The organism is Cryobacterium sp. Hh7 (genome assembly GCF_004403155.1).
GTDB lineage: Bacteria > Actinomycetota > Actinomycetes > Actinomycetales > Microbacteriaceae > Cryobacterium > Cryobacterium levicorallinum.
The window spans coordinates 24,828-50,841 of record NZ_SOHG01000018.1; the positions used below are offsets into that span (position 1 = coordinate 24,828).

Here is a 26,014-nt window from a genome sequence, read left to right on the forward strand (position 1 = left end):
AGAAGCAATGACAACCCTGACGACAGCCCCGCCTCCGGCGCCGGCACAGCCCTCGGCACAAAGATCGCACGCCGCCGCACTCTCCCTGCGCAAGAAGGCTCGAGCGTCACGGGCACTCGTGTTGCCGGCACTCTTCTTTTCGATCGTACTGACCCAAATTCCGTTTCTGGTCACGATCTACTTCTCGTTCCTGAACTGGAATCAACTTCGCCCGGCCGAGATCGCGTTCGCCGGCTTTCAGAACTACGCGGTCGTCTTCACCGGCCCCGACTTCTTCCCTTCACTGATGGCAACCGTCGTCATCACGGGCTCGTCCGTGGTGCTGTCGCTGGTCTTCGGTTTGTTCTTTGCCGTGTTGCTCGACCGCAAGTTCATGGGCCAGGGCCTCGCACGCACCCTCATGATCACGCCGTTCCTGGTGATGCCGGCCGCCGCGGCGCTCATCTGGAAGTGGTCGATGCTCGACGTCAACGTCGGCATGGTCAACGTTGGACTCAACTTCATCGGTCTGCCCTCGATCGCCTGGAACACCGACTTTCCGGCGCTCACCATCATCATGATGCTGACCTGGCAGTACACGCCGTTCATGATGCTCATCCTGCTCGCCGGGCTGCAGAGCCAGAGCCGGGAAGTGCTCGAGGCCGCGTCCGTCGACGGTGCCGGTCCCTTCCGCACCTTCCAGTGGATGACGCTGCCACACCTGCGCCAGTACATTGAAATCGCGACCCTGCTCGGGTCGATCATGTTGCTGCAGGCCTTCGACCCGATCGCGATCATGACCAAAGGAACGGGCGGCACCAAGACCCTCTCCTATCTGCTCTATGAGCGGGCGTTTATCGGACTCGACGTCGGGCAGGCCGCCGCCTTCGGGGTCGTCACGGTCATCGTCACGATCGCCGTCGCCACCATCGCTCTCCGCACCCTTTTCAAAGTATTCATGAACGGAAGTGAACGCTGATGCGCACACTCAAGGGCACCCTGATCACGACAATGACGTGGGTTCTGGTGCTCATGTTCTTCTTTCCGATCGCCTGGATGGTCTTCACCAGTTTCAAGACCGAGGGCGCAGCGGCCTCTATCCCGCCGACCCTCTTCACCGCGTTGAGTTTCGACCAGTACCAGCTCGTCTTCGACCGCGGCATGGGAACCTACCTGCTCAACTCCCTCACCGCGAGCATCTCGTCGACGGCGATCGTGCTGCTCCTCGCCATCCCCGCGGCCTATGGGCTCAGCATCCGCCCGATCAAGCGCGTGCAGGACGTGTTGTTCTTCTTCATCTCCACGCGCTTCCTGCCGGCTGCGGCGTCGATCCTGCCGGTGTTCTTCATTCTCAAGGCCCTCGGCGCCCTCGACAACATCACCGCCATCGGCCTGCTCTACGCGGCGATGAACCTTCCGATCGCTGTGTGGATGATGCGGTCGTTCTTCAACGAGGTTCCCCGCGAGATCGTTGAAGCCGCCCAGATCGACGGGGCAAACCTGCGCACCGAACTAATCCGGGTGGTATTGCCGATTCTGCTGCCCGGCATCGCGGCCGTCGCGCTGATCTGCTTCATCTTCGCCTGGAATGAGTACTTTCTCGCCACGCTGCTCACGACCTCGATCGCTCGCACGACGCCGCCGTTTCTGGCGAGCTTTGTCGACGGTCGTGGCCAGTTCCTTGCGGTGCTCTCCGCAGCGTCGACCATCGCCGTACTTCCGGTCATCATCGCCGGCTGGGTTGCCCAAAAGCAGCTCGTACGCGGACTCGCCATGGGAGCGGTGAAGTAGATGACGCAGCCCACACTGTGCACGGCGACACTCGGCAACCTCAAGTCCGGTGTCGCCCGGCCCAGCTACGACCGCTCGACCCTCACTGCGGGAATCATGCACTTCGGTGTCGGCGGCTTTCACCGCGCCCACCAGGCCGTCGCCCTCGATGAGCTCATGAACGCCGGCCTCGCCCAGGACTGGGCGATTTGCGGGGTCGGACTGCTCGAGGGCGACCGCAGAATGAAGGAAGTGCTCGACCAGCAGGACTGCCTCTACACGGTCACCCTCAAACACCCGGACGGCCACCGCGAGTCGTCGATCATCGGCAGCATGGTCGAGTACCTGTTCGCGCCCGACGATCCGGAGGCCGTGCTCGAGAAAATGGCGAGCCCTGCTATCCGTATCGTGTCGCTCACGATCACGGAGGGCGGCTACAACTTCGACCGGGTGACCGGCGAATTCGACCAGACCCACCCTGGAGTCATCGCGGACCTGGTCGACGGGGCCGTGCCGATGACCGTCTTCGGCTATGTCACCGAGGCCCTCCGTCGCCGACGCGAACGCGGGCTCGAGCCATTCACGGTGCAGTCCTGTGACAATATTCAGGGCAATGGCGACATGGCGAAACGCATGTTCTCGGCCTTCGCGGTGCAGAAGGACGCCGAGTTCGGCGAGTGGATGTTGCACAACGTGCACTTTCCCAACGCGATGGTCGACCGCATCACCCCTGTCACCTCGGCCGACGACATCATCGAAGCTGCTGCCCTCACCGGGCTGCACGACGGCTGGCCCGTGGTCTGCGAACCGTTCTTTCAGTGGGTCGTCGAAGACGACTTCGGTCTCGGTCGTCCGCCGCTCGAGCAGGCTGGTGTGCAGCTGGTCGAGGACGTCACGCCCTACGAGTACATGAAGCTGCGGCTGCTCAACGCCAGCCATCAGGCCCTGTGCTACTTCGGCTATCTCAGCGGCCACCGCTATGCCCACGAGGCCATGGCCGATGACGCCCTCCGCAGATTCGTCCAACGCTACATGGACCGAGAGGGCACACCCACGCTCAAACCGGTGCCCGGAATCGACCTCGACGACTACAAGGCCACGCTGATCGCGCGGTTCTCCAACCCCGAGGTGCGCGACACTCTCGCCCGGCTCTGCGCCGAGTCATCCGACCGAATTCCCAAATGGCTCGTGCCGGTCATTCACGACCAGCTCGCCAGCGGTGGCGAGATCGAGTGCTCGGCCGCTATCGTCGCCAGTTGGGCGCGGTATGCCGAAGGCATCGACGAACAGGGCGAGCCGATCACGGTCGTCGACCCCCTGAGTGCCGAGCTTGTGGCCATCGCGCAGACTCAGCGGAGCGACCGGCTCGCCTTTGTGCGTAATGAGAAACTGTTCGGAAATCTCGCCGACAACGAGCGATTCGCCGCCGCCTACCTGGCGGCGTTGGATTCGCTCCTTGAAAAGGGCGCGCACGCTACCGTCATGTCGTACCTGTCCATCGAGGACCGCTCATGACGGATGCCTCAGCCACGACACGCCTACCGAAAGAACTCCCAGTGACCATGATGAAAGCCTCCTTGCTGCGCGCCGCCGGAGAGGTCACCGTCGACACGGTGCCCGTTCCCGACCTCGAACACGACCAAGTTCTTGTGCAGGTTGCCGCGGTCGGTGTTTGCGGGAGCGATGTGAATTACTACCAGCACGGCCGAATTGGGCCGTATGTGGTCGAGCATCCGCTGATTCTCGGTCATGAGTTGTCCGGACGCATCACCGCGGTCGGCTCGGGGGTCGACCCCGCTCGCATCGGGCAGCGTGTGGCGGTCGAACCGCAACGGCCGTGCCGCATCTGCGAGCAATGCAAGGCCGGCCGTTACAACCTCTGTCCCGACATCGAGTTTTTTGCGACGCCGCCGATCGACGGGGCGTTCTGCGAGTACGTGGCGATTCAAACGGACTTTGCTTATGCAATTCCGGACAGTATCTCCGACGAGGCCGCCGCGCTGATCGAACCACTCTCGGTCGGGATCTGGGCCTGCAAACGCGCCGACATTCGCCCGGGAAGCTCGGTGCTCATAGCTGGCGCCGGCCCGATCGGCGTGATCCTGGCGCAGACTGCACGCGCGTTCGGTGCCACAAAAATTTACATCACGGATATCGCGGATGACCGTCGCGCCTTCGCCCTCGAGCACGGGGCCACCGTCGCCCTCGACCCCAGGGTCGACTCGGTCGAAGGCCTGGAAGTGGATGCGTTCATCGACGCCTCCGGAGTTGCGGCGGCGGTGCAGGCCGGAATTCTGGCGGTGCGACCGGGTGGCCGGGCCATCCTCGTCGGGATGGGCAACGACACCGTCGAATTGCCCGTCTCCTGGATTCAGAACCGGGAGATCTGGCTGAGCGGCGTCTTTCGCTACACCAACACCTGGCCGCTCGGCATTCAGCTGGTCGAGAGCGGCGCCGTCGACCTCGATGTGCTGGTCACGAGCACCTTTGCGCTTGCCGACGCTGAGCAGGCCCTCAACGCCGGTCGCCAGCCCGGCCAGATGAAGGTCATCGTCTACCCCGGTCGGTGATGAAACGGCGCACGTCCGGAGCAATCCGCAACGTGCGCCGTTTGACCGATCAGGACTTCCTAGCGCAGAAAGTCGATCAGGGAGTCGGCGAGGCCGACATAGCCGGCCGGGGTGAGGTGGAGCAGGCGAGTCTTCGCGGCCGGGCCGATATCGAGGGCTGAGACAAAGGCGGCCAGATCGGCGCTGGTGATGCGCTTGCCGCGGGTCAGCTCCTTGAGCAGGGCGTAGGGGTCTTCGATCGAGGATCGTCCGGCCGAGACCTCGGCGCGAATCACGGTCTGGATCGCTTCACCGAGAATCTCCCAGTTGGAGTCGAGGTCGCGCTCGAGCAGGGCGCGGTCGATGTCGATCTCGCCGAGGCCGCGCAGAATGTTGTCGAGGGCGAGCAGCGAGTGCCCGAAACCGACGCCGATGTTGCGCTGGGTGGTGGAATCGGTGAGGTCGCGCTGCAGCCGGCTGGTCACCAGCGTCGCGGCGAGCGAGTCGAGAATGGCGCAGGACAATTCGAGGTTGGCCTCTGCGTTCTCGAACCGGATCGGGTTGATCTTGTGCGGCATGGTGGAGGATCCGGTGGCTCCGGCCTGCGGAATCTGGCGGAAGTAGCCGATCGAGATGTAGGTCCAGATGTCCGTGGCCAGGTTGTGCAGGATGCGATTGGCGTGGGAGGCGCGGGAGTACAGCTCGGCCTGCCAGTCGTGCGACTCGATCTGAGTGGTGAGCGGGTTCCAGCCGAGGCCGAGGCCCTCGACGAACTCGCGGGAGACGGCGGGCCAGTCCACCGACGGCTCGGCGGCGACGTGGGCGGCGAAGGTGCCGGTGGCGCCGCTGAACTTGCCGAGGTAGTCGCCGGCGTCGATCTGGGCCACGATGCGCTCGAGTCGATAGACGAACACGGCGAGTTCCTTGCCCATGGTGGTCGGCGTCGCGGGCTGCCCGTGGGTGCGGGCCAGCATCGCATCCGCTCGAAATTCGAGAGCACGGCTGCGCAGCGCGTCGATGACCAGGCGAAGCTTGGGCAGCCAGACCGTCTGCACCGCATCACGCACGGTGAGGGCGTAGGAGAGGTTGTTGATGTCCTCGCTGGTCGCCGCGAAGTGGGTGAGCTCGCTGATGTGGGCGAGGCCGAGCGTGCCGAGGCGGCGACGGACGAGGTATTCGACAGCCTTCACGTCGTGCCGGGTGGTTGCCTCGAGCTCGGCCAGCTCATCGATCTCGGCCTGCCCGAAATTCGTCACCAGGGCTCGCAGGTCGAGCTTCTGCTCGGCGGTCAGCGGGGCCGAGCCGAACAGGCTGCGGTCGGTGAGGGTGATCAGCCACTCGACCTCCACGCGCACCCGGGCGCGGTTGAGGCCGGCCTCGGACAGGTACTCGCCCAGATCGGAAACGGCGGATCGGTAGCGGCCGTCAAGCGGGCTTAGAACCTGTACGGGTAGGTGACTCATTGGACTCCCTGTCGAATTGCGGGTGCAAGTTGTTTCAAAAGTGCGTGGTTGGCACTCTCAATCATGCCCAATACCGAGTCAAACAACGCATCGTCGGAATAGTAGGGGTCTGGCACGTCGCACAGGGCGGCCTGATCGGCGTCAAAACTCAGCAGCAGGCGCACCTTGGCGCGATCGCGATCAGCCAGCGCCCAGTTCCGCAGGATGCGCTCCTGGCCGCGGTCGAGTACGACGACCAGGTCGTGGTCGGCGAACCAGAGCGGATCGAATTGGCGAGCCCGGTGGTGGCTGCCGTCATAACCCCGCTTGGCCAGCGCGGTAATCGTGCGACCGTCGGCCTGCTCACCCACATGCCAGTCTCCGGTGCCGGCCGAGCTGGTCGCGATCAGTCGCCCCAGGCCGAGCTTCGTGATCAGATCACGCAGCACGACCTCGGCCATGGGCGATCGGCAGATGTTGCCGGTGCAGACGAAAATGATGCGGAATGGCGTCGACTCGTCGGGGGTGAGTGACGCAAAAGACATGTATCCCATTGTGGAGCAGATTCGGCTCCTGCACATGCCCAGTATCCGGAATCTGTGCACAGAATCGTCGAGGGGATGCCCGGTGGCCGGCGATTCTGCGACGATCGGTCCTGTCGGGGAGGTGCCATGGATGATCTGGCTGGACTCATCGCATCGGGGCGCACCGATCAGCTTTCCGTGTTTCGAGCTCAACGGCTGCGGGTGCAGGCCCTCACCGCCGATGTCGTGGATTTACAGGGACGGTTACGCCGGGGGGACGAGAGCGAATTCTGGCAGTCGGCCGCGAAGCGTGCCTACCGCGAGCGGGTCGCAGAGATTGTTCACGACCTGGGCCTGGTCGTGAACTTTCTGGACGAAGCGCAGAACCAGTTAAGGCAGAACATTTGGCAGCTGGAGTCGGAGCAATGAGCGAGTACGACGTTGGCGTGGGTGGAAGCGAACTGACAGTGTCCGTGGGGGGAACCACAATCGTGTCAACGGATGTCGTACTGGCCGAGGCCGAGATGCTGCGGTATGCCCAAGCCCAGGCCGAGGACTTTCGCGTCAGGGTGGACAGTATTCGGCAACTCGACTCCGCCGGCGGGGCCATGAAATGGACGCCGGGGGACGCAGGGATACCCCTGCTCTGGGCCAGTGGGGCGCTCAGCGAACTGGAGCAGCGCAGCGGCGACCTGGCCGAGTCCCTGGTGGCTGCCGCGGAACGGTACGGCTGGGCTGAGCGCAGCGCCCTGCAACTGGCCGTGCTGGGGAGCGCGAAAGTGGGTCATGATGTCGGGACGATTATCAGGCTGATGCTCGTGCTCGGAGCCACTCCACTGGTCCTGGGAGTCATGGCAACCCCTCTGCCTGCTCTGGGATTGGTCGTCTGGGCGATGGCGGGGCTCGTGAAGCGCGAGACGGGATACGGGTTTGTTCTCGACCAACGGGTTATCACGGACCCGCAAACGGTCCTGATGGCCAAGCTGCTCGTCTCTTCGCTCGATGACGTCGCTCTGGGCGCACTGGGAGTGCCGCTTGGAGTTGACCTGATTCTCGGAGACACCGGCCTGGGTGTGACGGGCATCTCGAGCACCGCGGTCGCCGTGCTCGCGGTAGCGCGAAGTGGCGGGCTGTTGCGGGAAGGTGCGGTGAGGGTGCGGCGGGTCCGTGTTTTGGCAAAATTGAAGCCACCCACCGGGGTGAGAGACGTGGCCGCGCGAATTCCCAAAGCCGCCAAGGGCGGGGCGCAGGTTCGCATCGAGAAATATGGTGACGGCGAGCAAACGTCCTGGGCCGTGTACATCGGTGGGACGGTCGACTGGGATCCTGTCGCCACGAACGAGCCCTTCGACCTCGCCGCGAACGTGTCTGCGATTGCCCAGGAAAACGCGGGGTCCTTTCGGGCGGTGATGGAGGCGATGCAGGCCGCCGGCATTGAACCCGGTGATCCAGTAGTCGTGGCCGGTCATTCGCAGGGTGGCATCGTGGCCACGCAGGTAGCTGCCTCTGAGGCGTTCAACGTGCAGGCGGTGGCCACTTTTGGGGCGCCGGAAACGTGTGTTCCGGTGCCGTCCGGTGTCGCGACGCTCACCGTTGAGCACAGCGATGACGTGGTGACGGCTCTTGGTGGGTCATGCCTGATCGACTCGGAGGATCGCCTCACCGTGCGTCGCGAGGTCTTCGCGACGACCGAACCCCCGGTTGGGGAGAACGTGCCGGCCCACCACCTTGATCGCTACCGCGAGACGGCGCAACTCATCGACGCCTCCCCAGAAGAGAACCTGCAAAATTTTCAGGACACGGTGACCGGCATTGTCGGGAGCGCGGAGGGCGAGGCCGTCTTGTGGCGCGGCATCCGCTTGCCGGCCGGGCCAGCGCCGAAGTGACGGCGCGGCTCAGTTGCGGTCGGTGACCGGGCGCACGATCAGACCGAGCAGCCAGGAGATGATTCCGAGTACCAGGGCACCGACCACGCCCCACCAGAAGCCATCGACAACGAGGCCAAAACCCAGAAAACCGGAGAACCAGGCGACGAGTAGCAGCAGCAGGCCGTTGACGATGAGCGCGAACAGTCCGAGCGTGAGAATGTACAGCGGAAATGCGACGACCCGCACGACGCCGCCGACGACGGTGTTCACGAACCCGAAGATGAGCGCGATGAGCAGGTAGGTGATCACGCTCGCACCCGAGTCGGGTGCGTACGGAATGACGTGCACTCCGGTGACGAGCAGGGCGGTGAGCCACAGGGCCACCGCGTTGACGATCAACTTGATCAAGAATCTGGCCATGTCCCTACTATCTCACCGGGAAGCGCCGTCGGGTGCGGCGCCCGGGCCGCGCGGTCGAAAGGCGGGCAATCATTCATTCGCCATTGCGAATATATGCGGGCGTAGACTCCACGAGTGAGCCTCTCCGACCGACCCTCCGTCCGCCTGCGCCCGGAGATCATCGCACTCCCGGCCTATAAGCAGGGCAAACCGGCTGACGCCAGTGACTTCAAGCTCTCCAGCAACGAGAACCCCTTTGACCCGCTTCCGGGGGTCGTGGCGGCGGTCGCCGCCGAAACGGCCTTCAATCGCTACCCGGATGCCTCGGCGCTGGCCCTGTGCGAACGCCTCGCTGCCAAGTACAGCATCGATGTCGACCAGGTGCACATCGGTTCGGGTTCGGTGGCCCTGCTGGCCCAGCTGATTCTCGCTGCCGCCGGCCCTGGCGATGAAGTGCTCTACTCCTGGCGGTCGTTCGAGGCCTACCCCTCGCTCGTCACCGTCGCGGGTGCGACCAGCGTGCGCGTGCCCAACCGCGCCGATCACGGTCATGACCTACCCGAAATGGCCGCCGCGATCGGCGAGGCGACCCGGGTCGTCATCGTCTGCTCGCCCAACAACCCCACCGGCACCATCGTCACCAAGGACGAATTCGAGGCCTTCATGGCCGTTGTCCCGACCGATCTGCTGGTCATTCTCGATGAGGCATATATCGAGTTCGTCACCGAAGCGGATGCCGTGACCGGCCCGCCGCTCCTGGCCCGCTACCCGAATCTGGTCGTGCTGCGCACCTTCTCCAAGGCTTACGGCCTGGCCGGACTGCGCATCGGCTATGCCCTCGGGCCGGTGGATATTCTGAACGCCGCCCGCGCGACCGCCATCCCGCTCTCGGTTACCGCGCCAGCAGCCGCGGCAGCGATCGCCTCGCTCGACGCCGAAAAGGAACTGCTTGACCGGGTTCGGACCATTGCTGCGCGTCGCGATGCAACCTGGACGGCACTCACCCAGCAGGGCTGGAACATTCCCCAGCCGCAGGGCAACTTTCTTTGGCTGCCCACGGGTGCCGAAACCGCGAGCGTGGCCGAGGCTCTCGGCGAGGCCGGCCTTATCGTGCGCCCCTTCGTGCCGGAGGGCATTCGGGTGTCGATCGGTGAGGAGCAGGCTGTGGCGACACTCCTATTAATGAGCGCGGATCTTGTCGACGCCCTTCCCGCCGGTCACCCGGCACGAAAGATAGGTTAGTACGGTGTCAGCCATCCGAAACGATGCGACTGCGCCCGTGACAGCAGCGCCCATGACAGCAGCGCCCACGTCAGCAGCCTTCGGCCTCGATGGGGCCGAGACCTGCGTACGCATGATCTCCCCGAACGGCACGTTCGAACCCAATGCCGCCGCCGAGGAATTTCTGCCCTACCTCGATCGCCTCAGTGAGGCGGACCACCGCCGCTTCTACCGGGACATGGTCGTGGTGCGAAAGTTCGATACCGAAGCGGCCAACCTACAGCGCCAGGGACAGCTTGCCCTTTGGGTTCCGAGCCACGGCCAGGAGGCCGCCCAGGTCGGGTCGGCCTACGCCACAAGGCCCCAGGACCACGTCTTTCCCTCCTACCGCGAGCACGTCGTCGGCATGATCCGCGGCCTCGACGTCGTTGATATTCTGCGGATGCTGCGCGGCGTGACCCTCGGTGGCTGGGTGCCGGAAGAACACGGAAACTTTCACCTCTATACCCTCGTGCTTGCCTCGCAGACGCTGCATTCCACCGGCTATGCCATGGGCATGCAACTGGATGGGTCGACCGCGACCGGCAACCCGGAGACCGACCAGGCCGTCATCGTCTACTACGGCGACGGTGCCTCCTCGCAGGGCGACGCCAACGAGGCGCTGGTCTTCGCGGCCAGCTACCAGACCCCGCAGGTGTTTTTTCTGCAGAACAACCACTGGGCCATCTCGGTACCCGTCGCCCGGCAGTCGCGCACTCCGCTCTACCTGCGCGCCGGTGGCTTCGGCATGCCCGGCACTCAGATCGACGGCAACGATGTGCTCGCGAGCTTCGCCGTCACCGCGAAGTCGATGGATGACGCCCGCGCCGGCCACGGACCGGCACTGATCGAGGCACTCACCTACCGGGTCGGCGCGCACACCACCGCCGACGACCCCACCAAGTACCGCGATCCGGACGAACTTGCCTACTGGGTGGCCCGCGACCCGATCGTGCGCTTTCGCAGCTATCTGCAGGGCCGGGGGATCGAGCAGGAGTTCCTCGACGCCGTCGATGAAGAAGCGGCCGACTTCGCTTCCGACACCCGCAAGCGGGCGCTGGAGATCACCGGTCCGGAGCAATCGGTGATCTTTGACAACGTGTATGCCGAACCGCATCCGCTCGTGGCCGAGCAGAAGGCCTGGCTGGAACGCTACGAAGCGTCTTTCGACGAGGGTAAGAACTGATGACCGCTGTAATTGACACGAGTGTGGCATCCGCTTCACTGCCGATGACGAAGGCCCTGAACGCCGGGCTGCGCCGGGCGATGCTGGACGATCCCAAGGTGCTGCTGATGGGCGAGGACATCGGCCCGCTCGGCGGCGTCTTTCGGGTCACCGAGGGGCTGATCGCTGAATTCGGCGACAAGCGCGTGCTCGATACCCCGCTCGCCGAGTCCGGAATCATCGGCACGGCCATCGGCCTGGCCATGCGCGGGTTTCGTCCGGTCTGTGAGATCCAGTTCGACGGATTCGTCTTTCCCGGGTTCGACCAGATCACCAGCCAGCTGGCGCGTATGCGCAACCGCCACGAGGGCGGCCTGATCATGCCCGTCGTGATTCGCATTCCCTACGGTGGACACATCGGCTCGATCGAGCACCACCAGGAAAGCCCGGAGGCGTACTTCGCGCACACCCCCGGCCTGCGCGTGGTGAGCCCGTCGAACCCGCACGATGCCTACTGGATGATGCAGGAAGCTATCGCGAGTGACGATCCGGTCATTTTCTTCGAGCCGAAGAGCCGCTACTGGCCCAAGGGTGAGGTGCGGTTCGAGCAGAGCGGAACGCCGCTGCACGCCAGCCGCGTGGTGCGGGCCGGGACCGACGTGACCGTCGTCGGCCACGGCGCCATGGTGAGCGTGCTGCTGCAGGCCGCCGAATTGGCCGCAGCCGAGGGCATCAGCCTGGAGGTGATCGACCTGCGCTCGATCTCCCCGATCGATTACGGACCGATTCTGAACTCCGTGCAGAAGACCGGTCACCTCGTGGTCACCCAGGAAGCCCCCGGCTTTGTCAGTGTCGGCAGCGAGATCGCCGCCACGGTCGCCGAGCGGGCGTTCTATACGCTCGAAGCGCCCGTGCTGCGCGTCTCCGGCTTCGACACCCCCTTCCCGCCGGCGGCGGTCGAGACACACTTTCTGCCGAGTCCCGACCGGGTGCTCGAAGCCGTGGACCGCGCGCTCGCTTACTAATTGGCACTGATGAACTTCAAGAAAGGCACCTTATGAGCGTGTCGAAATTCACCCTCCCCGATGTCGGCGAAGGCCTGACTGAGGCCGAAATCGTGGAATGGAAGGTCGCCCCCGGCGATACCGTGACGATCAACCAGGTGCTGGTCGAGATCGAAACGGCCAAATCCCTGGTCGAGCTGCCGTCTCCGTTCGTGGGCGTCGTCGGTGAAATTCTGGTCGCGGCGGGCACGACGGTCGACGTGGGTACGTTGATCATCACGATACATTCCGATAGCGGGCCGAACGCCGACGCGAGTGCAGACCGGCTGGCGGCCGGTTTGGCAGCGGATGCCGGTTCATCCGCTGCGCAGACGTCCGACACTGACAGCGCCGACACGACCACGCTCACAACGGACACCAGCAGCAGCATCAGCGATGAGGCGCCCGAACCGCTTCTCGTCGGCCGCGGCGCTGCCGCGACGATGCCCACCCGGCGGCGTCGGCACAGCGGCTCGAGTGTCGCCCACGAGACGCTGGCGCCCGAACCCGCGGTGCGCCCGCGGGCCGAGGCGCTGGAACCGACCCGGCGCGCGGCATCCGTCGGCCCGGTCATGGCCAAGCCGCCGATTCGTAAGCTCGCCAAAGACCTCGGCGTCGACCTCGCCCTCGTCGAAGCGACCGGCCCGGTGGGTGACGTGACCCGGGAAGACGTGCTGCGCGGGGCGACCCAGGCCAGTGTTTTCCGCAACATCCAGACGCCGGAATGGCCGGTCGATCGCGACGAGCACATTCCGGTGAAGGGCGTTCGCAAAGCCATCGCCCAGGCCATGGTGAAGAGCGCTTTCACCGCACCGCATGTGAGCCTGTTCGTCGACGTGGATGCCACCCGCACGATGGAATTCGTCAAGCGACTCAAAGCCTCGACCGACTTCGCCGGCATTCGCGTCTCGCCGTTGCTGATTATGGCCAAGGCCATGATCTGGGCGGTGCGCCGCAATCCAACGGTGAACTCCACCTTCACCGATGAGGAAATCATCGTGCGGCACTACGTCAACCTCGGCATTGCCGCGGCGACCCCGCGCGGGCTGATCGTGCCCAACATCAAGGAAGCGCAGGACATGAGCCTGCTCGAACTCGCTGCGGCGCTCGAGAAGCTCACCATGACCGCGCGCGACGGCAAGACCAGCCCGGCCGAGATGAGCAACGGCACGATCACGATCACCAATATCGGCGTGTTCGGTATGGACACCGGCACCCCCATTCTCAACTCCCCGGAGGCCGGAATCGTGGCCCTCGGCACGATCAAGCAGAAGCCATGGGTCGTCGACGGCGAGGTGCGGGTGCGGTACGTGACCACGATCGGTGCGAGCTTCGACCACCGGGTCGTCGATGGCGACGTCGCGAGCCGTTTTCTCGCCGACGTCGCGAGCATCATGGAGGAACCGGCCCTCTTGCTGGAATAGAACGTGGTACGCAACTGTGGAGATTTTCGTCAGAACTTACGGTCAAATTTGGCCCAGTCTTCTCGAAATGTCCTCAGTTGTGGCGCCCCAATCGTGATAGACCTCTGGTGAAGCAGTCAAGGAGGGCAGGATGACGGCGGTCGGTGCTCGCAGACTGTACGGGGCCGACACGCTGCGGCACGGGGTCGCAGCTGCCGGTGCGGCCTGTGGGCGTGCCGGCGCCCGACCTCGTCACCGACCTGTAGCGCGGTCAGCGGGTGTGTGCGCACACGGTTAATGGTTTTGACAATCATTATCAACAGCGCTAATCTCGGAGCATGCACAAGAGATATTTCGCCGTTCCCGCACTCCTCGCGTCCGCCGCACTCGCCCTTTCGGGGTGCTCGGCCGGCACGACCGCCAGCGCCGACAGCGCGGACGCTGGACTCAAGGTCGTCGCCACGACCACCCAGGTCGCCGACTTCACCCGCAATGTGATCGGTGACGCCAGCGGCGTCGACCTCACGCAGCTGATTCAGCCCAACCAGAGCGCCCATAGCTATGACCCGTCCGCGGCCGACCTGACCGCGCTCGGCGCCGCCGACGTGCTCGTCATCAATGGTGTCGGACTCGAGGAGTGGCTCGACGACGCCATCGCCGCGTCGGGCTTCGACGGTGTCACGATCGACGCCGACGAGGGCATCACCATCTCCGAGGTTGGGGCCGGCGAAGATCACTCCGACGAAGTCGCCGAGGAGGATGACCACGCTGTCGAAGAAGCGGACGCCCACGCCGGCGAGGCCGAAGACGCCCACGACGGTGGAGACCCACACATCTGGACCGACGTGCACAACGCCGAGACCATCGTGCAGACGATCACCGACGGCCTCGTGGCTGCCGACAGCGATAACGCCGCGGACTTTGAGGCCAACGCCGCAGCGTATTCCGCCCAGCTCAGTGCGCTCGACGACTGGATCCGCACCAACGTGGAGACCGTGCCGGAAAGCGACCGCCTGCTCGTGAGCAACCATGACGCCCTCGGCTACTTCACCGCGGCCTACCACATCGACTACGTCGGATCGGTGATTCCGAGCTTCGACGACAACGCCGAGCCGAGCGCCGCCGAGATCGATTCACTGGTCGCGGCGATCACGGCCACCGGTGTGACGGCCGTGTTCTCCGAGGCGTCACTCAGTCCGAAAACCGCCGAGACGATCGCCACCGAAGCCGGCGTCACCGTCTACTCCGGTGACGACGCCCTCTACGTCGACTCGCTCGGCCCCGACGGTAGCGCCGGCGACACCTACATCAAGGCGCAGCTGCACAATTCAACGCTGATGCTCGAATCGTGGGGCGTCACACCCTCTGCTTTGCCCGCCGAACTGCAATAGTTAACACGTGATCGAGAACACTTCTCAAGAAACACCAACATCGAACGCTGCCGCCGCTCTTCGAGTGGCGGCAGCGTCGTTTGCCTACGGCGCAGAGCCTGCGCTCACCGGCATTGATTTCACCGTGTTGCCGGGTCAGGCCGTTGCCCTGATCGGCCCGAACGGCTCGGGCAAGTCCACCCTGCTCAAGGGCATTCTCGGACTCATCACCCGCACGGACGGCACGGTCGAGGTGCTCGGCCAGTGGCCAGCCCCCGCCGGCTACATCGGCTACGTACCCCAGACCGACCAGCTCGACCCGCACTTTCCGGTCTCGCTCGAGCAAGTCGTCATGATGGGCCGCTACCGCTCGCTCGGCTGGTGGCGCATGCCGGCCAGGGCTGATCGGCAGGCTGTCGCCGAGGCGCTGGAGACCGTCGGACTCAGCAATCGAGCCAAGACTCGGTTCGGGGAGCTGTCGGGCGGGCAGCAGCAGCGCGGTCTGCTGGCGCGAGCCGTCGCATCCGCCCCGCGTTTGCTTCTGCTCGATGAGCCCTTCAACGGACTCGACCAGGTGAACCGCGATGCCCTCATCGAAACGGTAAAGCGGCTCAAGCTGCAGGGGGTCGCCGTGCTGGTATCCACCCACGACCTCGACCTGGCCCGCGCCGTGTGCGAAAGCGTGCTGCTGCTCAACGGCGCCCAGGTGGCGTTCGGGCCGCGCGATACGGTGCTGACCCTCGCTAACGTGCAGCAGGCGTTCGGCTCGGTCGGCGTCGAAATGGACGAGCACACCATCGTGGTTCCCGGCCACGGGGGGCACTGAGTGGATGCCGTCACGCCGGTAATGAATACTGTGCTGATCACCGCGTTCGACCTGCCATTCATGGCTCGGGCGTTGCTCGTGCTCGTCGTGCTGAGCCTCGTCGCCGGCCTCGTCGGCGTACTCGTCAACTTGCGCGGACTCGAATTCATCAGCGACGGACTCACCCACGCCGTCTTCCCCGGGGTGGCGATCGGATTCGTCTGGGGTGGTCGTGACGGACTCTTTGTCGGAGCACTGGTGGCGGCCCTCATCGCCGCCGTCGTGCTCACGGTGATCGTCAAACGCGCGGTGACCTCGGACGCCGCGATCGCGATCGTCTTCACGGCCATGTTCAGCGTGGGAATCATCGTGGTTTCACGGGAAACAAATTACGTCGGCCAGCTCGACGCGCTGCTGTTCGGGCGTCTGTTGACCGTCAGTACGGCCGAGGTCAATCAGACCGTCGTGGTCTGCCTGATTGCGCTGATTATCGTGGGGTTCACGCTCAAGGAGCAGGTCTTTCGCGCCTTTGACCTCGAGGGCACCGCTGCGGCCGGATACCGCCCGCTCGTCCTCGACATTCTGCTCAACGTCGCCATCGCCCTGGTCGTGGTGGCCGCCAGTAGCGCGGTCGGCAACCTGCTCGTGCTTGCCGTGCTGATCGTGCCGGGCGCGGTCGCTCGTCTGGTGACCCGTCGCCTCTGGCTGCTCTTTCTGGTCGCCGCCAGTTTCGCGATTCTGGCCGCCTGGCTGGGCCTCGCGCTCGGCTACGAAGCCTCGGTGAACCGCGGTGTCGACCTGCCGAGCGGCGCCACCGTCGTGCTCGTGCTCGTCGGCGGCTACGTGCTGGCCCTGGTCGCTCGGCTCGGGATCGACCGGATCGGCGGCCCTCGTCGCACGGCGGGCGCGGTGCTGCGCTGATGGGCTACTTCGAGCAGGCGCTCCTCGCCGCGCTGCTGATCGGCGCGCTCAGTGGCCTTGTCGGGACCCTCGTGGTACTGCGCCAGCGCACCTTCTTCGCCCAGGCCCTCACCCACGCGACCTTTCCGGGAGCGGTCGGCGCCGCGATCCTGGGCGTGAGCATCCCGCTCGGCGCCGCAGTGGCTAGCGTGCTCATTGTGGGGATCATGACCATGATCGGACGCGTCAAGCGACAGGGAAATCAGGTCGCATCGGGCATTCTGCTCACCGCCGGATTCGCGCTCGGTGTTCTGCTGCAGGGACTCAATCCCTCGTTGCCGGTCAAGGTCGACTCCTATCTGGTCGGCTCGATTCTCACGGTGACCACCAGAGATGTGACGCTCGTAACCATCGTGCTGGCATTCGCAGTGCTGACCATCGTGGTTTTGGGCAAACAGATCATGTTCTCGACCTTCGACGTGAACGGTTTTCGCGCAGCGGGCTATCGAGAATGGCCGATCGAATTGCTGACCCTAGTGCTCATCACGGCCACGGTCGTGACCGCGATGCCGGCCGTCGGAGCAATCCTCGCCATCGCCCTGATCGCCGCCCCCGCCGCCGCGGCCCGCCTGGTCTCGCGCACGACCTCGCAGATGTTCGTGATTGCCCCCGTGCTCGGCGCGGTGTCCGGCGTGATCGGCGTGCTGCTCTCCCGCTCGCTCGATGTGGCCGCCGGCCCCAGCATCGCCCTCACCGCGGCGGCGTTCTTTCTGCTCGCCCTGGTCGCTCGGCGATTGGTCGGTGCCGCGCGGGTGCCCCAAGAAGCGGATGCGCGCCAGCCCGCGCGAACATCGCTACGGTTGAAGTCATGAAGCGAAACACCTGGCAACGTGAGGCCGTTCGAGGCGCCCTCGATGCCAACGACGGCTTCGTCAGCGCCCAGGCGCTGCACTCCGCCCTGCACGCGACCGGATCCCCAATCGGCCTCGCCACGGTCTACCGCGCCCTCGCCGACCTCGCGGTCAAGGGTGACGCCGACTCCCTGCAGTCACCGGAGGGCGAGAGCCTGTATCGCGCGTGCAGCACCAATGATCATCACCACCACCTGATCTGCCGCAATTGCGGGCTCACGGTCGAGATCGAAGCGGATGCCGTGGAAACCTGGGCGAAAGACGTCGCCGCCAAGAATGGTTTCACCGCGGCCGCCCACGTCGTGGACGTTTTCGGTCTTTGCGCCGCCTGCACTGCCGCGGCGACGAGTCAAGCAGCAGCCGCAGCATCCGCTTAACAAGTTGCGCGAAAGCGGGTGAACGGTTGCTTTGTGCTCGCTGAAGTAACCGTTCACCCGCTCTCGCGGCCAGGAGAGTTTGCGGGAGGCGCGCGGATCTAGTAGCGTTGAGAGCTGCTACGCCTGTGTGCGTACATTGCGGGCGATTCTCCCCCGGCCTTGAGTTAGCTCCGGGCCGATGTGGTTCTGCCCGTCGACAAGGGATCTTGGGAAGAGCATTCGCTCTTCGGTAATGGAGGAAACCATGGCATCTGTATGCCAGGTGACCGGAGCTGTTCCCGGCTTCGGACACAATATTTCGCACTCGCACCGACGCACCAAGCGTCGTTTCGACCCGAACGTTCAGAAGAAGACGTACTACGTGCCGTCGCTTCGTCGCAAGGTCACGTTGACCTTGTCCGCAAAGGGCATCAAGGTTATTGATGCTCGTGGTATCGAGAGCGTCGTCAAGGACGTTCTCGCTCGTGGGGTGAAGATCTAATGGCTAAGGCTCATGACGTACGTCCGATCATCAAGCTTCGTTCCACGGCTGGAACCGGTTACACCTATGTGACCAAGAAGAACCGCCGTAACGACCCCGACCGTCTGGTACTCAAGAAGTACGACCCGGTCATCCGTAAGCACGTTGACTTCCGTGAGGAGCGCTAAACATGGCGAAGAAGAGCATGATTGCCAAGAACAACCAGCGCAAGGTCATCGTCGAGCGTTACGCCGTCAAGCGCCTTGAGCTCAAGAAGGCCCTGGTTGACCCTGCCGGCACCGACGAGTCGCGTGAAGCCGCTCGCAAGGGCCTGCAGAAGCTGCCGCGCAACGCGAGCCCGGTGCGCCTGCGCAACCGTGACGCCGTTGACGGTCGTCCCCGTGGCCACCTCTCCAAGTTCGGCATCTCGCGCGTTCGTTTTCGCGACATGGCGCACCGCGGCGAGCTGCCCGGCATCACCAAGTCCAGCTGGTAACTCCTGCGCTGGTAAGCAGTTGACAGCCGGTTTCGCCGGCTTCTGAACCATCAAAACGGGATGTCGACTTCGGTCGACATCCCGTTTTGTTGTTCACGACCTTTTCGCGGAGAGCGAAATAGGGTGCCTGAGCGGGTGAAACTGCCCTGAAATGGTCGAAAATCGCCGTAAATCCGGGGATTTTGGCGGATCAATGCTAGATTTCAACTCGGTCGAACCGACCAGCGGGGCTTCTCTCTCGAGAAGCATCCGTATTACGAATATCGCTGTTTATACAGACGAAGGTCCGAGGAGGACACTCAATGGCTGACAAGTCGCTGAACAAGACCGAGCTCGTTGCCAAGGTTGCCGCTGACTCCGGACAGAGCCAGGCCGCCGTTGACGGCGTTCTGAATGCATTCTTTGCAACCCTGGCCGAGACCGTTGCCGCTGACGGCAAGGTCACCATCCCGGGATGGTTGGGCGTCGAGCGCACCGCAACCGCTGCTCGCACCGGCCGCAACCCGCAGACCGGTGCAGAAATCGCCATCGCTGCCGGCCACCGCGTCAAGCTGACCGCCGGAAGCAAGCTCAAGGCTGCCGCGAAGTAGCTTTCAGTACTGAAAGGGGGCGTCGACCACGGTCGGCGCCCCCTTTGGCGTCCCCGGGCATCCTCCGATATCGATCGAGGGCCGCGTCGAGACGTGAATTTCTCCTCGAAAAAGGCCCGCAAACGGGCCAAAACGCACGGCTCGGCGCGCGCCGGCACCGGGCGCCGGCCTCAGGCGAGACGGATGCCCAGGGCTGGGCGAATAAGCTGGGCGGGTGCCCCGTCTCGTCCGCGTTCTCGGACCGGCAGCCCTGCTGCTGGTCGCTGTATTGTCCACCCTTGTTGCCCTCGCCTATGGCGGCGGAGCTTCGGCCCAACTGCTGGCCGACCCCGGGCCGGTGGTGCGTTGGGGACTTCCCCTCGCCAAGGTCATTGTCAACATCAGCGCGGCCGGAACGATCGGTGCCCTCGTGCTGACGCTTTTCGCCCTCAGCCCCCGGGAACGCGAGTTCGGCACCGCGCTCGACTTCGCCGCAGCCTCGGCCGCACTGTTCGCCGTCGCATCCGCTGTCACCGGCTTTCTGACCTTTCTCCAGGTCACCAACGTTCCCTTCGGCTTCAGCGATCAGTTCAGCGCCACGGTCGGACAGTTCTTCAGCCAGATCGACCTCGGCCAGGCCTGGCTCGCGACCACGCTGATCGCCGCCGGCGTGACCGTGCTCTGCTTCGCCGTGCGCAACCAGACCGCCCTGATCTTCGTCACCGTGCTGGCGCTGCTCTCGCTGCTACCCATGGCCCAGCAGGGCCACTCGGCGGGCGCTGCCGGCCACAACGCCGCGATCACCGCCCTCGGCCTGCACCTTGTCTTCGCGGCGATCTGGCTCGGCGGCCTGCTGACCATTATCGTGCTGCGCACCCAGCTCGACGGCGAACGCATCCGCTCGGTGATTGCACGCTATTCCTCCCTCGCCCTGGTCTCCTTCGTCGTGGTGGCCGCTTCCGGCTATGTCAGCGCCGAACTGCGCATCGGCAGCTGGGACAACCTGTTCAGCCCGTACGGCTTGCTTGTGCTCGTGAAGGTCGCTGCCCTCGTCGCCCTCGGCGGCTTCGGCATTCTGCAACGCCGGTTCTTCATCAAGCGGATGCAGCGGACCGACTCGACGCACGGTCGCTGGTTCTGGTGGCTCGTGGTGACCGAACTCGGCTTCATGGGGCTCGCCTCGGGCGTAGCCGCCGCCCTCGCTCGCACGGCGACACCGGTCGAACAGGTTGTCGCCACCGAGATTCCGCAGTCGACACCGGCCCAGATTCTCACCGGCGAACTCCTGCCGCCGGAGCTGACCTTCTCCCGCTATTTCACCGAGTGGAGCTTCGACCTCGCCTGGATCCTGTTCTGCGCCTTCGGCATCTTCTTCTACCTGGCCGGCGTCTGGCGGCTGCACCGCCGCGGCGACTCCTGGCCGATCTATCGCAGCGTGCTCTGGGTTCTGGGCATCCTCACCCTGTTCTACATCACCAACGGTGGAGTGAACGTGTACGAGAAGTACCTGTTCTCCACCCACATGCTCATGCACATGTTGCTGACCATGCTCGTGCCCCTGATGCTGGTTCCGGGTGCCCCGGTGACGCTGGCAGCTCGCGCCATCGCCAAGCGCCACGACGGCAGCCTTGGGGCGCGCGAATGGATTCTCACCGCCGTGCACTCGCGCTTCGCCGGCATCGTCGCCAACCCGATCGTCGCTGCCCTACTCTTCGGCGTGTCACTCTGGGTGTTCTACTACACGTCCATTTTCAGCTGGGCGACGACCGACCACATCGGCCACCAATGGATGATCGTGCACTTCCTGATCACCGGCTACCTGTTCGTGCAATCCCTGATCGGCATCGACCCGGTGCCGTACCGCCTGCCGCATGCCTTCCGACTGCTGCTGCTGCTGGTGACGATGGCTTTCCACGCCTTCTTCGGCCTCGCCCTGATGAGCGGCACCGGGCTGCTCCTGGCCGACTGGTACGGCGCGATGGGCCGCACCTGGGGTCTGTCCGCCATCGCCGACCAGCAGATGGGCGGCGGCGTCGCCTGGGGCATTGGCGAGCTGCCGACCTTTGTGCTGGCCGTTGTCGTGGCGATTCAGTGGAGCCGCGACGACACCAAGGTCACGAGAAGGCTGGATCGCAAGGCCGATCGCAACGAAGACGCCGAGCTGATCGCCTACAATACCAACCTGGCCCGGATCACCGAGCGCGACGCGCAAAGTCCGCGCGGCTAGTGCAGCTGGATGGCCAGGGCGCCGCTGGGCTGCACGATGACGCTGAGCCCCATGGTGAACGGCACGTCTTCGTCGCGGGTGCTGATGTCGCCGTCGAACAGGGATTGCACCTCGACCACGATGTGGGCCTGTCCGGCCGTCGCCACCATCTCGAAGTACCGCTCGCCGGCGGTGAGTTCAACCGCGGGGTAACCGGTGATCGACCAGGCCGGGACGCCCTCGATGCGGTCATCGATCGTGATACCCCACGGACAGCTGGTCGGTTGCAGCACGGTCTGGGTGGCACACTCGTCGAGGAACTTGTTCAGTTCTGACTGCACCTGCGCAATCATCTTTTCGTTAGGCAGGGCGTCGATCTCGACCGCGGTGGCCCCGGATGCGCTCACGCGCACGCTCGTCTTCTCCGCGGTCAGCATGGCTGAGGAGTGTTCAATGGTGTAGCGGTTCGGGGCGAAGGCGAGGTACGCGGCGCCGGAAGAGAAGGTGGCTGGCGCATCCGCTGCCGCGTGGGCGCGGGTATCGAGCGTGAGGCCGTTGACCGTGAAGGTGCGTTCGTGCAGCACCGACACCTGCAGCACAGCGAGCGGGCTGACGGCAAACGTCCAGGCGTTGAAGACGCCAGCGAAGGTTCCGGCCCGCTCGACCGTGAACGCCATGCTCGACGCTGTGCCGTTCAAATCAAAGTCGAAGACGACCCGGTGCGTGTCATCGCCGGCCGCATTGCTGGGCGTGTCACTCTTCAACTCGATATCGCTCAGACCGCTCAAAATGGATGCCCGCAGCAGCGTCTCGGGCAATTCGACGGTCAATTCCGCCGCGGTCAGTTCCGCAGCCGAAGGCATGACCCCACCGAGCGCGAGAGCTCCGACGGTATCGCCGCGAGCGAGGGCGTCGAGGTACTGTTCCACAAATCCGCCGGCGCTGTACACCGTGCGATTGAGGGCGGTGATGGTTCCCACGAGACCGGCCGCGAGGAGGGCAGCGACCACCACGAGGGCGAGGACGGCCCGGAGCATTCTGCCGCGGCGCCCGCTCGCCCGCTGGTTTTCGGCCGGGGTGGTCACATAAATATTGTACGGGGGGCGGGTCGGACCTGCGGCCAGTGCCCGATCCAGTGCTCGCTGTGGGCCCATGGGACGTTACAGTGGTATGTCCCCCGCGCAGCATGAGCCTGCCAGAGAAAGTGTGCCGTGTCCGAGATTCCGCTCAGCCGTGAACAGGCGCTGGTCTTCGCGGCAATCGAGGGAACCAAGCAGAACGTGTTCGTCACCGGTCGGGCCGGAACGGGTAAATCGACGCTGCTGAACCATCTGTCCTGGAACACCAGCAAGCAGATCGTGATTGCGGCACCCACCGGTGTCGCTGCGCTCAACGTGGGTGGCCAGACTATTCACTCGCTCTTTCGCCTGCCGATCGGAGTCATCGCCGACAGCCCGATCGACCAGAACGACCAGGTGCGCAAGCTCCTCAATACCATCGACACCCTCGTGATCGACGAAGTCTCGATGGTCAACGCCGACCTGATGGACGCGATCGACCGCAGTTTGCGGCAGGCCCGCCAACGCCCGTTCGAGGTGTTCGGCGGGGTGCAGATCGTGCTGTTCGGCGACCCGTACCAGCTGGCCCCGGTGCCCGGCGGCCCCGACGAGCGCGCCTATTTCGCCGACCACTATCGGTCGATGTGGTTCTTCGACGCCAAGGTCTGGCGGGATGCCGAGCTGCGCATCTTCGAGCTCACCGAGATTCACCGCCAGCGGGACAACGATTTCAAGCTCATGCTCAATGCCGTGCGCCATGGTCAGGTCACCGCCGAGATCGGCGGTGCGCTCAACGGTGCGGGGATGCGAACCCCGCCGAGTGAGGGCGTGATCACCCTCGCGACGCGCAATGATGCGGTAAACCGCATCAACGCATCCGCTTTGAAGAAGCTGTCGGGCAAATCGCTCACCGCGAAGGCCGATATCACCGGGGATTTCGGCGGAAAGCAGTTTCCGGCCGACGAGGTGCTCGAGCTCAAGGTGGGAGCACAGGTGATGTTTTTGCGCAACGACTCCCCGCTCGATGGCGGGCCGCGCTGGGTGAACGGCAGTATCGGCACGGTCACCAAGGTCACCTCGACGGTGTTCGTCGACATCGACGGTGACGTGCACGAGGTTGAGCCGACGGTGTGGGAGAAGTACAAGTACACCTACAACGCCGCGACCAAGAAGCTGAGTCGGGATGTCGTGGCGGAATTCACGCAGTTTCCGCTGCGGTTGGCCTGGGCGGTCACCATTCACAAGTCGCAGGGTGCGACCTACGAGCGGGCGATTGTCGACCTGGGAGCACGGGTGTTCAGCCCCGGTCAGACGTACGTTGCGCTGAGCCGGCTGACCAGCCTCAATGGCCTGTACCTGACCAGGCCACTGCGACCGAGCGACATAATCGTCGACGAGAACGTCAAACGGTTCATGAACATCGAGGTGGTGCCGCCGGTGGCCAACCTGGCGGGGCTTGACGCGTCGGGCCAGGAGCCAACCGCCCCCGAAACCGGGCTGTCCGCCTGATTCGTGCTGTCGTGCGCTGGTGAGCTCTGCGAGGGACTCTAGTGTGCTCCGTGGCCGCCGGAGTCGGGGATGGTCGGTTCGGTCACTCCGGGCGAACCGTGGGGCACGGCATGAGAGCCGACCTCCGTGGCGGCGAGGGCCGGGGTGGTGAGCGCCGAGAGCAGAAAACCTCCGACGACGAGGCCGGTAAGAAAACGCCAGCCGCTGGGTGCGGCAGCGCCTGCTGCGGAAACACGTCGCGTTTCACTGCTGGGGGTCGCGGGCGTAGGGGGCCCGGTCGGAGAGCGGCGCAGTGCGATGGCTACCGTAGCGGCCAGGAATATGTTGAAGAGTGAAGCGACGGACATCGGGTAGAGCGGCAGGCCGGTTTGGCCACTGGTCACCCCGAGGCCACTGCCGAGCACGGCGGTGGTACCCCAGATGACGACCGGGATGAGCGCCGCGCCCACGATGATCCGGGGCACCAGCACCCGGCCAGCAGCGAGGGTGGCGATTCCCCAGCCGAGTTCGGCAATGCCGAACCCGACCAGCAGAACCGACAGGGGCAATGGAGCGGTCACACCCACGGCCAGATGGATCAGGGCGGCGCCGAAAGCGGCGAAGCCGAGCCAGGTGCGAACGACCGGGGACATGATGCTCCTATTGACTTGGTGCGCGAAGGGATGGAGTGAAGCGGTGCGGCGTTAGGCGTTGGCTTTGCTGTGAACCGTTTTGTCTGCGGTGAGGCCGACACCGAGAAGCACGATCGCGCTGGCGAGGTGCAGGAAGTGGTCGGCGGTGTTGAGCGCCAGGATGTTCAGCGAGGTGCTCGCGATGAAGAATCCGACGATTCCGAGAAGCAGGTACACGGCACCGATCGTGCTGTTGGTGGCCTTGGCTGCCATGGCGTTGGAGAGTCCGGCGATGAGCAGGGCCGCTCCGATCAAGAGGTGCGCGATGTTGTGCAGCGGGTTGACCTCGAAGATGCCGAGAAGCAATCCGCCCTCGGTGGCGATGAAGCCGACACTGCCGGTGACGGCGAAGCCGAGTAATCCGACGAGAACATAGACCGCGCCGAAGACGGTGGCGATCAGGCGATTGGGTGATGTGCGCATTTCAGGTGCCTCCTAGGTGATTCACGGCTAACCCGTGGTTGCTATTTATTCGGAGCTCCATCCGCTTCGGATTGGTACTAATTGTGGCCCTGATCTCCCCGTTTAAGGGGATCGGTGCGCAAAAACAGCGCGCCACCCGAATTGGGTGACGCGCTGTGTGCCGAGGCGGGTCAGGCCTTGCGACGGTTAGTGATCGCGCCGTAGATAAGCAGCACGATCAGCGATCCGACGATAGCGAGGGCCCAGGTAGTCAGCGAGAAGAACTCCTCCAGACTGACATTGAACAGGAGCCCGCCGAGCCAGCCACCGAGGAAGGCACCGACAACCCCGAGCAGCAGGGTGATAAGCCAGCCCCCGCCCTGGCGACCGGGCAGGATCGCCTTCGCGATGGCTCCGGCGATGAGACCGAGCAGGAGAAATCCGAGGAAACTCATGAGAACTGCCTTTCATGTTGGCCTGGATGTGGCGCGGACTAAGCCGTTCGCGTGAATGTACCCGCCTGTCTGTGCACCGTCAATAGCCGCCGGCCAACGATTCGACTTGCGGGCTTCAGTCCAGCCAGTAGTCGTCGTCCAGGTACTGCCGGCCGGTCACCGGGGTTGCGTCGTTGATATCGGGGAGGTCGACGGCATTGATCGTTTCAATCTTGACCATGGAGTGGGCCGTGATCAGCAGGGAGACGTGCGCCCGCATGGGGCTGACGACGTCGACGAAGCCTCCGCCGCTGTGCACGGCGGCGGACAGTGCTGACTTGAGACCGGCAATGTTGTACTCGGCCGACAGGTAAAACCAGTCGTCATTGATCGTCAACCGATAGCTCTGCATTGCATTGTCCATTTCGTTGTGACAGGTTCGTG

General features: G+C 64.5%; 29 protein-coding genes. 21 read left to right on the forward strand and 8 right to left on the reverse strand.

Features of this window, described 5'->3' with window-relative positions; genetic code table 11:
* Window positions 1–7: 7 nt before the first annotated feature.
* The 4 genes from E3T43_RS06885 to E3T43_RS06900 are packed head-to-tail and all read left to right on the forward strand — an operon-like array spanning window position 8 to window position 4,319.
* On the forward strand, window positions 8–958 hold the full coding sequence (locus tag E3T43_RS06885) for a carbohydrate ABC transporter permease (RefSeq protein WP_134443441.1): 951 nt from the start codon (window positions 8–10) through the stop codon (window positions 956–958).
* On the forward strand, window positions 958–1,770 hold the full coding sequence (locus E3T43_RS06890; RefSeq protein WP_134443440.1) for a carbohydrate ABC transporter permease: 813 nt from the start codon (window positions 958–960) through the stop codon (window positions 1,768–1,770). The genes E3T43_RS06885 and E3T43_RS06890 overlap by 1 nt, the downstream gene beginning before the upstream one ends.
* The gene (locus E3T43_RS06895; RefSeq protein WP_134471824.1) at window positions 1,771–3,264 is read left to right on the forward strand and encodes a mannitol dehydrogenase family protein; all 1,494 of its coding nucleotides are present in this window, start codon (window positions 1,771–1,773) and stop codon (window positions 3,262–3,264) included. It begins immediately after the preceding gene.
* Window positions 3,265–3,311: 47 nt separating this feature from the next.
* Window positions 3,312–4,319, forward strand: a complete 1,008-nt coding sequence (locus E3T43_RS06900) for an NAD(P)-dependent alcohol dehydrogenase (protein WP_370449902.1) — start codon at window positions 3,312–3,314, stop codon at window positions 4,317–4,319.
* 59 nt (window positions 4,320–4,378) lie between these two features.
* On the opposite strand, the gene purB is transcribed toward E3T43_RS06900, so the two are convergent.
* Window positions 4,379–5,761: an adenylosuccinate lyase gene (gene purB / locus E3T43_RS06905; protein ID WP_134471826.1), complete on the reverse strand. Its 1,383-nt coding sequence runs from the start codon at window positions 5,759–5,761 to the stop codon at window positions 4,379–4,381.
* Window positions 5,758–6,285, reverse strand: coding sequence for a low molecular weight protein-tyrosine-phosphatase (locus E3T43_RS06910; protein ID WP_134471827.1), 528 nt, complete (start codon window positions 6,283–6,285; stop codon window positions 5,758–5,760). The genes purB and E3T43_RS06910 overlap by 4 nt, the downstream gene beginning before the upstream one ends.
* A gap of 126 nt (window positions 6,286–6,411) precedes the next feature.
* Between E3T43_RS06910 and E3T43_RS06915 the strand changes: the two genes are divergently transcribed.
* Together E3T43_RS06915 and E3T43_RS06920 are read left to right on the forward strand one after the other, a co-directional pair.
* Window positions 6,412–6,693 carry a hypothetical protein gene (locus E3T43_RS06915; RefSeq protein ID WP_134471828.1) on the forward strand — a complete coding sequence of 94 codons (282 nt, stop codon included), beginning with the start codon at window positions 6,412–6,414 and terminating at the stop codon, window positions 6,691–6,693.
* Complete coding sequence (locus E3T43_RS06920; protein WP_134471829.1) at window positions 6,690–8,150, forward strand: alpha/beta hydrolase; 1,461 nt, start codon at window positions 6,690–6,692, stop codon at window positions 8,148–8,150. Before E3T43_RS06915 ends, E3T43_RS06920 begins: the two co-directional genes overlap by 4 nt.
* Before the next feature lie 9 nt (window positions 8,151–8,159).
* Here the strand turns inward: E3T43_RS06920 and E3T43_RS06925 are convergent, their stop codons facing one another.
* On the reverse strand, window positions 8,160–8,552 hold the full coding sequence (locus tag E3T43_RS06925; RefSeq protein ID WP_134471830.1) for a phage holin family protein: 393 nt from the start codon (window positions 8,550–8,552) through the stop codon (window positions 8,160–8,162).
* A gap of 114 nt (window positions 8,553–8,666) precedes the next feature.
* Here E3T43_RS06925 and E3T43_RS06930 point away from each other — a divergent pair, with 114 nt between their 5' ends.
* The 14 genes from E3T43_RS06930 to E3T43_RS06995 all read left to right on the forward strand — a co-directional run bounded on the left by E3T43_RS06930 (window position 8,667) and on the right by E3T43_RS06995 (window position 21,517).
* Complete coding sequence (locus E3T43_RS06930) at window positions 8,667–9,773, forward strand: histidinol-phosphate transaminase (RefSeq protein ID WP_134471831.1); 1,107 nt, start codon at window positions 8,667–8,669, stop codon at window positions 9,771–9,773.
* 52 nt (window positions 9,774–9,825) lie between these two features.
* Window positions 9,826–10,977: a thiamine pyrophosphate-dependent dehydrogenase E1 component subunit alpha gene (locus E3T43_RS06935; RefSeq protein WP_134471832.1), complete on the forward strand. Its 1,152-nt coding sequence runs from the start codon at window positions 9,826–9,828 to the stop codon at window positions 10,975–10,977.
* Complete coding sequence (locus E3T43_RS06940) at window positions 10,977–11,981, forward strand: alpha-ketoacid dehydrogenase subunit beta (protein WP_134443432.1); 1,005 nt, start codon at window positions 10,977–10,979, stop codon at window positions 11,979–11,981. The genes E3T43_RS06935 and E3T43_RS06940 overlap by 1 nt, the downstream gene beginning before the upstream one ends.
* Before the next feature lie 32 nt (window positions 11,982–12,013).
* Window positions 12,014–13,423, forward strand: a complete 1,410-nt coding sequence (locus E3T43_RS06945) for a dihydrolipoamide acetyltransferase family protein (protein WP_134471833.1) — start codon at window positions 12,014–12,016, stop codon at window positions 13,421–13,423.
* 317 nt (window positions 13,424–13,740) lie between these two features.
* The gene (locus tag E3T43_RS06950) at window positions 13,741–14,793 is read left to right on the forward strand and encodes a metal ABC transporter substrate-binding protein (RefSeq protein WP_134471834.1); all 1,053 of its coding nucleotides are present in this window, start codon (window positions 13,741–13,743) and stop codon (window positions 14,791–14,793) included.
* A 7-nt stretch (window positions 14,794–14,800) separates the two neighbouring features.
* Window positions 14,801–15,598 carry a metal ABC transporter ATP-binding protein gene (locus E3T43_RS06955; protein ID WP_241978863.1) on the forward strand — a complete coding sequence of 266 codons (798 nt, stop codon included), beginning with the start codon at window positions 14,801–14,803 and terminating at the stop codon, window positions 15,596–15,598.
* A gap of 21 nt (window positions 15,599–15,619) precedes the next feature.
* Complete coding sequence (locus E3T43_RS06960) at window positions 15,620–16,498, forward strand: metal ABC transporter permease (protein ID WP_134471835.1); 879 nt, start codon at window positions 15,620–15,622, stop codon at window positions 16,496–16,498.
* On the forward strand, window positions 16,498–17,349 hold the full coding sequence (locus E3T43_RS06965) for a metal ABC transporter permease (protein WP_134443428.1): 852 nt from the start codon (window positions 16,498–16,500) through the stop codon (window positions 17,347–17,349). The genes E3T43_RS06960 and E3T43_RS06965 overlap by 1 nt, the downstream gene beginning before the upstream one ends.
* Window positions 17,346–17,765 carry a Fur family transcriptional regulator gene (locus tag E3T43_RS06970; RefSeq protein WP_134471836.1) on the forward strand — a complete coding sequence of 140 codons (420 nt, stop codon included), beginning with the start codon at window positions 17,346–17,348 and terminating at the stop codon, window positions 17,763–17,765. Before E3T43_RS06965 ends, E3T43_RS06970 begins: the two co-directional genes overlap by 4 nt.
* Window positions 17,766–18,009: 244 nt before the next feature.
* A complete protein-coding gene (gene rpmB / locus E3T43_RS06975; protein WP_035835252.1) occupies window positions 18,010–18,246 on the forward strand; it encodes a 50S ribosomal protein L28 in 237 nt (78 codons plus the stop codon).
* On the forward strand, window positions 18,246–18,413 hold the full coding sequence (gene rpmG, locus E3T43_RS06980; RefSeq protein ID WP_035880539.1) for a 50S ribosomal protein L33: 168 nt from the start codon (window positions 18,246–18,248) through the stop codon (window positions 18,411–18,413). The genes rpmB and rpmG overlap by 1 nt, the downstream gene beginning before the upstream one ends.
* A gap of 2 nt (window positions 18,414–18,415) precedes the next feature.
* Window positions 18,416–18,721: a 30S ribosomal protein S14 gene (gene rpsN / locus E3T43_RS06985; protein WP_092110538.1), complete on the forward strand. Its 306-nt coding sequence runs from the start codon at window positions 18,416–18,418 to the stop codon at window positions 18,719–18,721.
* Window positions 18,722–19,023: 302 nt separating this feature from the next.
* Window positions 19,024–19,311: an HU family DNA-binding protein gene (locus E3T43_RS06990; protein ID WP_092447981.1), complete on the forward strand. Its 288-nt coding sequence runs from the start codon at window positions 19,024–19,026 to the stop codon at window positions 19,309–19,311.
* Between the two features lie 214 nt (window positions 19,312–19,525).
* Window positions 19,526–21,517 carry a cytochrome c oxidase assembly protein gene (locus E3T43_RS06995; protein ID WP_134471837.1) on the forward strand — a complete coding sequence of 664 codons (1,992 nt, stop codon included), beginning with the start codon at window positions 19,526–19,528 and terminating at the stop codon, window positions 21,515–21,517.
* On the opposite strand, the gene E3T43_RS07000 is transcribed toward E3T43_RS06995, so the two are convergent.
* Entirely contained in the window at window positions 21,514–22,581 is a 1,068-nt protein-coding gene (locus E3T43_RS07000; RefSeq protein ID WP_134471838.1) for a hypothetical protein, read from the reverse strand. The two genes, E3T43_RS06995 and E3T43_RS07000, sit on opposite strands and share 4 nt — an antisense overlap.
* 126 nt (window positions 22,582–22,707) lie before the next feature.
* On the opposite strand from E3T43_RS07000, the gene E3T43_RS07005 reads away from it, so the two are divergent.
* Entirely contained in the window at window positions 22,708–24,063 is a 1,356-nt protein-coding gene (locus E3T43_RS07005; RefSeq protein ID WP_134443424.1) for an ATP-dependent RecD-like DNA helicase, read from the forward strand.
* A 38-nt stretch (window positions 24,064–24,101) separates the two neighbouring features.
* Here the strand turns inward: E3T43_RS07005 and E3T43_RS07010 are convergent, their stop codons facing one another.
* The 4 genes from E3T43_RS07010 to E3T43_RS07025 all read right to left on the reverse strand — a co-directional run bounded on the left by E3T43_RS07010 (window position 24,102) and on the right by E3T43_RS07025 (window position 25,982).
* On the reverse strand, window positions 24,102–24,695 hold the full coding sequence (locus E3T43_RS07010) for a hypothetical protein (RefSeq protein ID WP_134471839.1): 594 nt from the start codon (window positions 24,693–24,695) through the stop codon (window positions 24,102–24,104).
* A gap of 51 nt (window positions 24,696–24,746) precedes the next feature.
* Complete coding sequence (locus E3T43_RS07015; RefSeq protein ID WP_134443422.1) at window positions 24,747–25,157, reverse strand: DUF4383 domain-containing protein; 411 nt, start codon at window positions 25,155–25,157, stop codon at window positions 24,747–24,749.
* A gap of 170 nt (window positions 25,158–25,327) precedes the next feature.
* Window positions 25,328–25,591, reverse strand: a complete 264-nt coding sequence (locus E3T43_RS07020) for a GlsB/YeaQ/YmgE family stress response membrane protein (protein ID WP_134443421.1) — start codon at window positions 25,589–25,591, stop codon at window positions 25,328–25,330.
* 115 nt (window positions 25,592–25,706) lie between these two features.
* A complete protein-coding gene (locus E3T43_RS07025; protein WP_134471840.1) occupies window positions 25,707–25,982 on the reverse strand; it encodes a hypothetical protein in 276 nt (91 codons plus the stop codon).
* Window positions 25,983–26,014: the final 32 nt, after the last annotated feature.

What these genes read in the sequence shown, in the direction of transcription:
- E3T43_RS06885 (WP_134443441.1), top strand. Translation starts at nt 8, where the DNA reads ATGACAACCCTGACGACAGCCCCGCCTCCGGCGCCGGCACAGCCCTCG.
- E3T43_RS06890 (WP_134443440.1), top strand. Translation starts at nt 958, where the DNA reads ATGCGCACACTCAAGGGCACCCTGATCACGACAATGACGTGGGTTCTG.
- E3T43_RS06895 (WP_134471824.1), top strand. Translation starts at nt 1,771, where the DNA reads ATGACGCAGCCCACACTGTGCACGGCGACACTCGGCAACCTCAAGTCC.
- E3T43_RS06900 (WP_370449902.1), top strand. Translation starts at nt 3,312, where the DNA reads ATGATGAAAGCCTCCTTGCTGCGCGCCGCCGGAGAGGTCACCGTCGAC.
- purB (WP_134471826.1), bottom strand. Translation starts at nt 5,761, where the DNA reads ATGAGTCACCTACCCGTACAGGTTCTAAGCCCGCTTGACGGCCGCTAC.
- E3T43_RS06910 (WP_134471827.1), bottom strand. Translation starts at nt 6,285, where the DNA reads ATGTCTTTTGCGTCACTCACCCCCGACGAGTCGACGCCATTCCGCATC.
- E3T43_RS06915 (WP_134471828.1), top strand. Translation starts at nt 6,412, where the DNA reads ATGGATGATCTGGCTGGACTCATCGCATCGGGGCGCACCGATCAGCTT.
- E3T43_RS06920 (WP_134471829.1), top strand. Translation starts at nt 6,690, where the DNA reads ATGAGCGAGTACGACGTTGGCGTGGGTGGAAGCGAACTGACAGTGTCC.
- E3T43_RS06925 (WP_134471830.1), bottom strand. Translation starts at nt 8,552, where the DNA reads ATGGCCAGATTCTTGATCAAGTTGATCGTCAACGCGGTGGCCCTGTGG.
- E3T43_RS06935 (WP_134471832.1), top strand. Translation starts at nt 9,826, where the DNA reads ATGACAGCAGCGCCCACGTCAGCAGCCTTCGGCCTCGATGGGGCCGAG.
- E3T43_RS06940 (WP_134443432.1), top strand. Translation starts at nt 10,977, where the DNA reads ATGACCGCTGTAATTGACACGAGTGTGGCATCCGCTTCACTGCCGATG.
- E3T43_RS06945 (WP_134471833.1), top strand. Translation starts at nt 12,014, where the DNA reads ATGAGCGTGTCGAAATTCACCCTCCCCGATGTCGGCGAAGGCCTGACT.
- E3T43_RS06950 (WP_134471834.1), top strand. Translation starts at nt 13,741, where the DNA reads ATGCACAAGAGATATTTCGCCGTTCCCGCACTCCTCGCGTCCGCCGCA.
- E3T43_RS06960 (WP_134471835.1), top strand. Translation starts at nt 15,620, where the DNA reads ATGAATACTGTGCTGATCACCGCGTTCGACCTGCCATTCATGGCTCGG.
- E3T43_RS06965 (WP_134443428.1), top strand. Translation starts at nt 16,498, where the DNA reads ATGGGCTACTTCGAGCAGGCGCTCCTCGCCGCGCTGCTGATCGGCGCG.
- E3T43_RS06970 (WP_134471836.1), top strand. Translation starts at nt 17,346, where the DNA reads ATGAAGCGAAACACCTGGCAACGTGAGGCCGTTCGAGGCGCCCTCGAT.
- rpmB (WP_035835252.1), top strand. Translation starts at nt 18,010, where the DNA reads ATGGCATCTGTATGCCAGGTGACCGGAGCTGTTCCCGGCTTCGGACAC.
- rpmG (WP_035880539.1), top strand. Translation starts at nt 18,246, where the DNA reads ATGGCTAAGGCTCATGACGTACGTCCGATCATCAAGCTTCGTTCCACG.
- rpsN (WP_092110538.1), top strand. Translation starts at nt 18,416, where the DNA reads ATGGCGAAGAAGAGCATGATTGCCAAGAACAACCAGCGCAAGGTCATC.
- E3T43_RS06990 (WP_092447981.1), top strand. Translation starts at nt 19,024, where the DNA reads ATGGCTGACAAGTCGCTGAACAAGACCGAGCTCGTTGCCAAGGTTGCC.
- E3T43_RS07010 (WP_134471839.1), bottom strand. Translation starts at nt 24,695, where the DNA reads ATGTCCCCGGTCGTTCGCACCTGGCTCGGCTTCGCCGCTTTCGGCGCC.
- E3T43_RS07015 (WP_134443422.1), bottom strand. Translation starts at nt 25,157, where the DNA reads ATGCGCACATCACCCAATCGCCTGATCGCCACCGTCTTCGGCGCGGTC.
- E3T43_RS07020 (WP_134443421.1), bottom strand. Translation starts at nt 25,591, where the DNA reads ATGAGTTTCCTCGGATTTCTCCTGCTCGGTCTCATCGCCGGAGCCATC.
- E3T43_RS07025 (WP_134471840.1), bottom strand. Translation starts at nt 25,982, where the DNA reads ATGCAGAGCTATCGGTTGACGATCAATGACGACTGGTTTTACCTGTCG.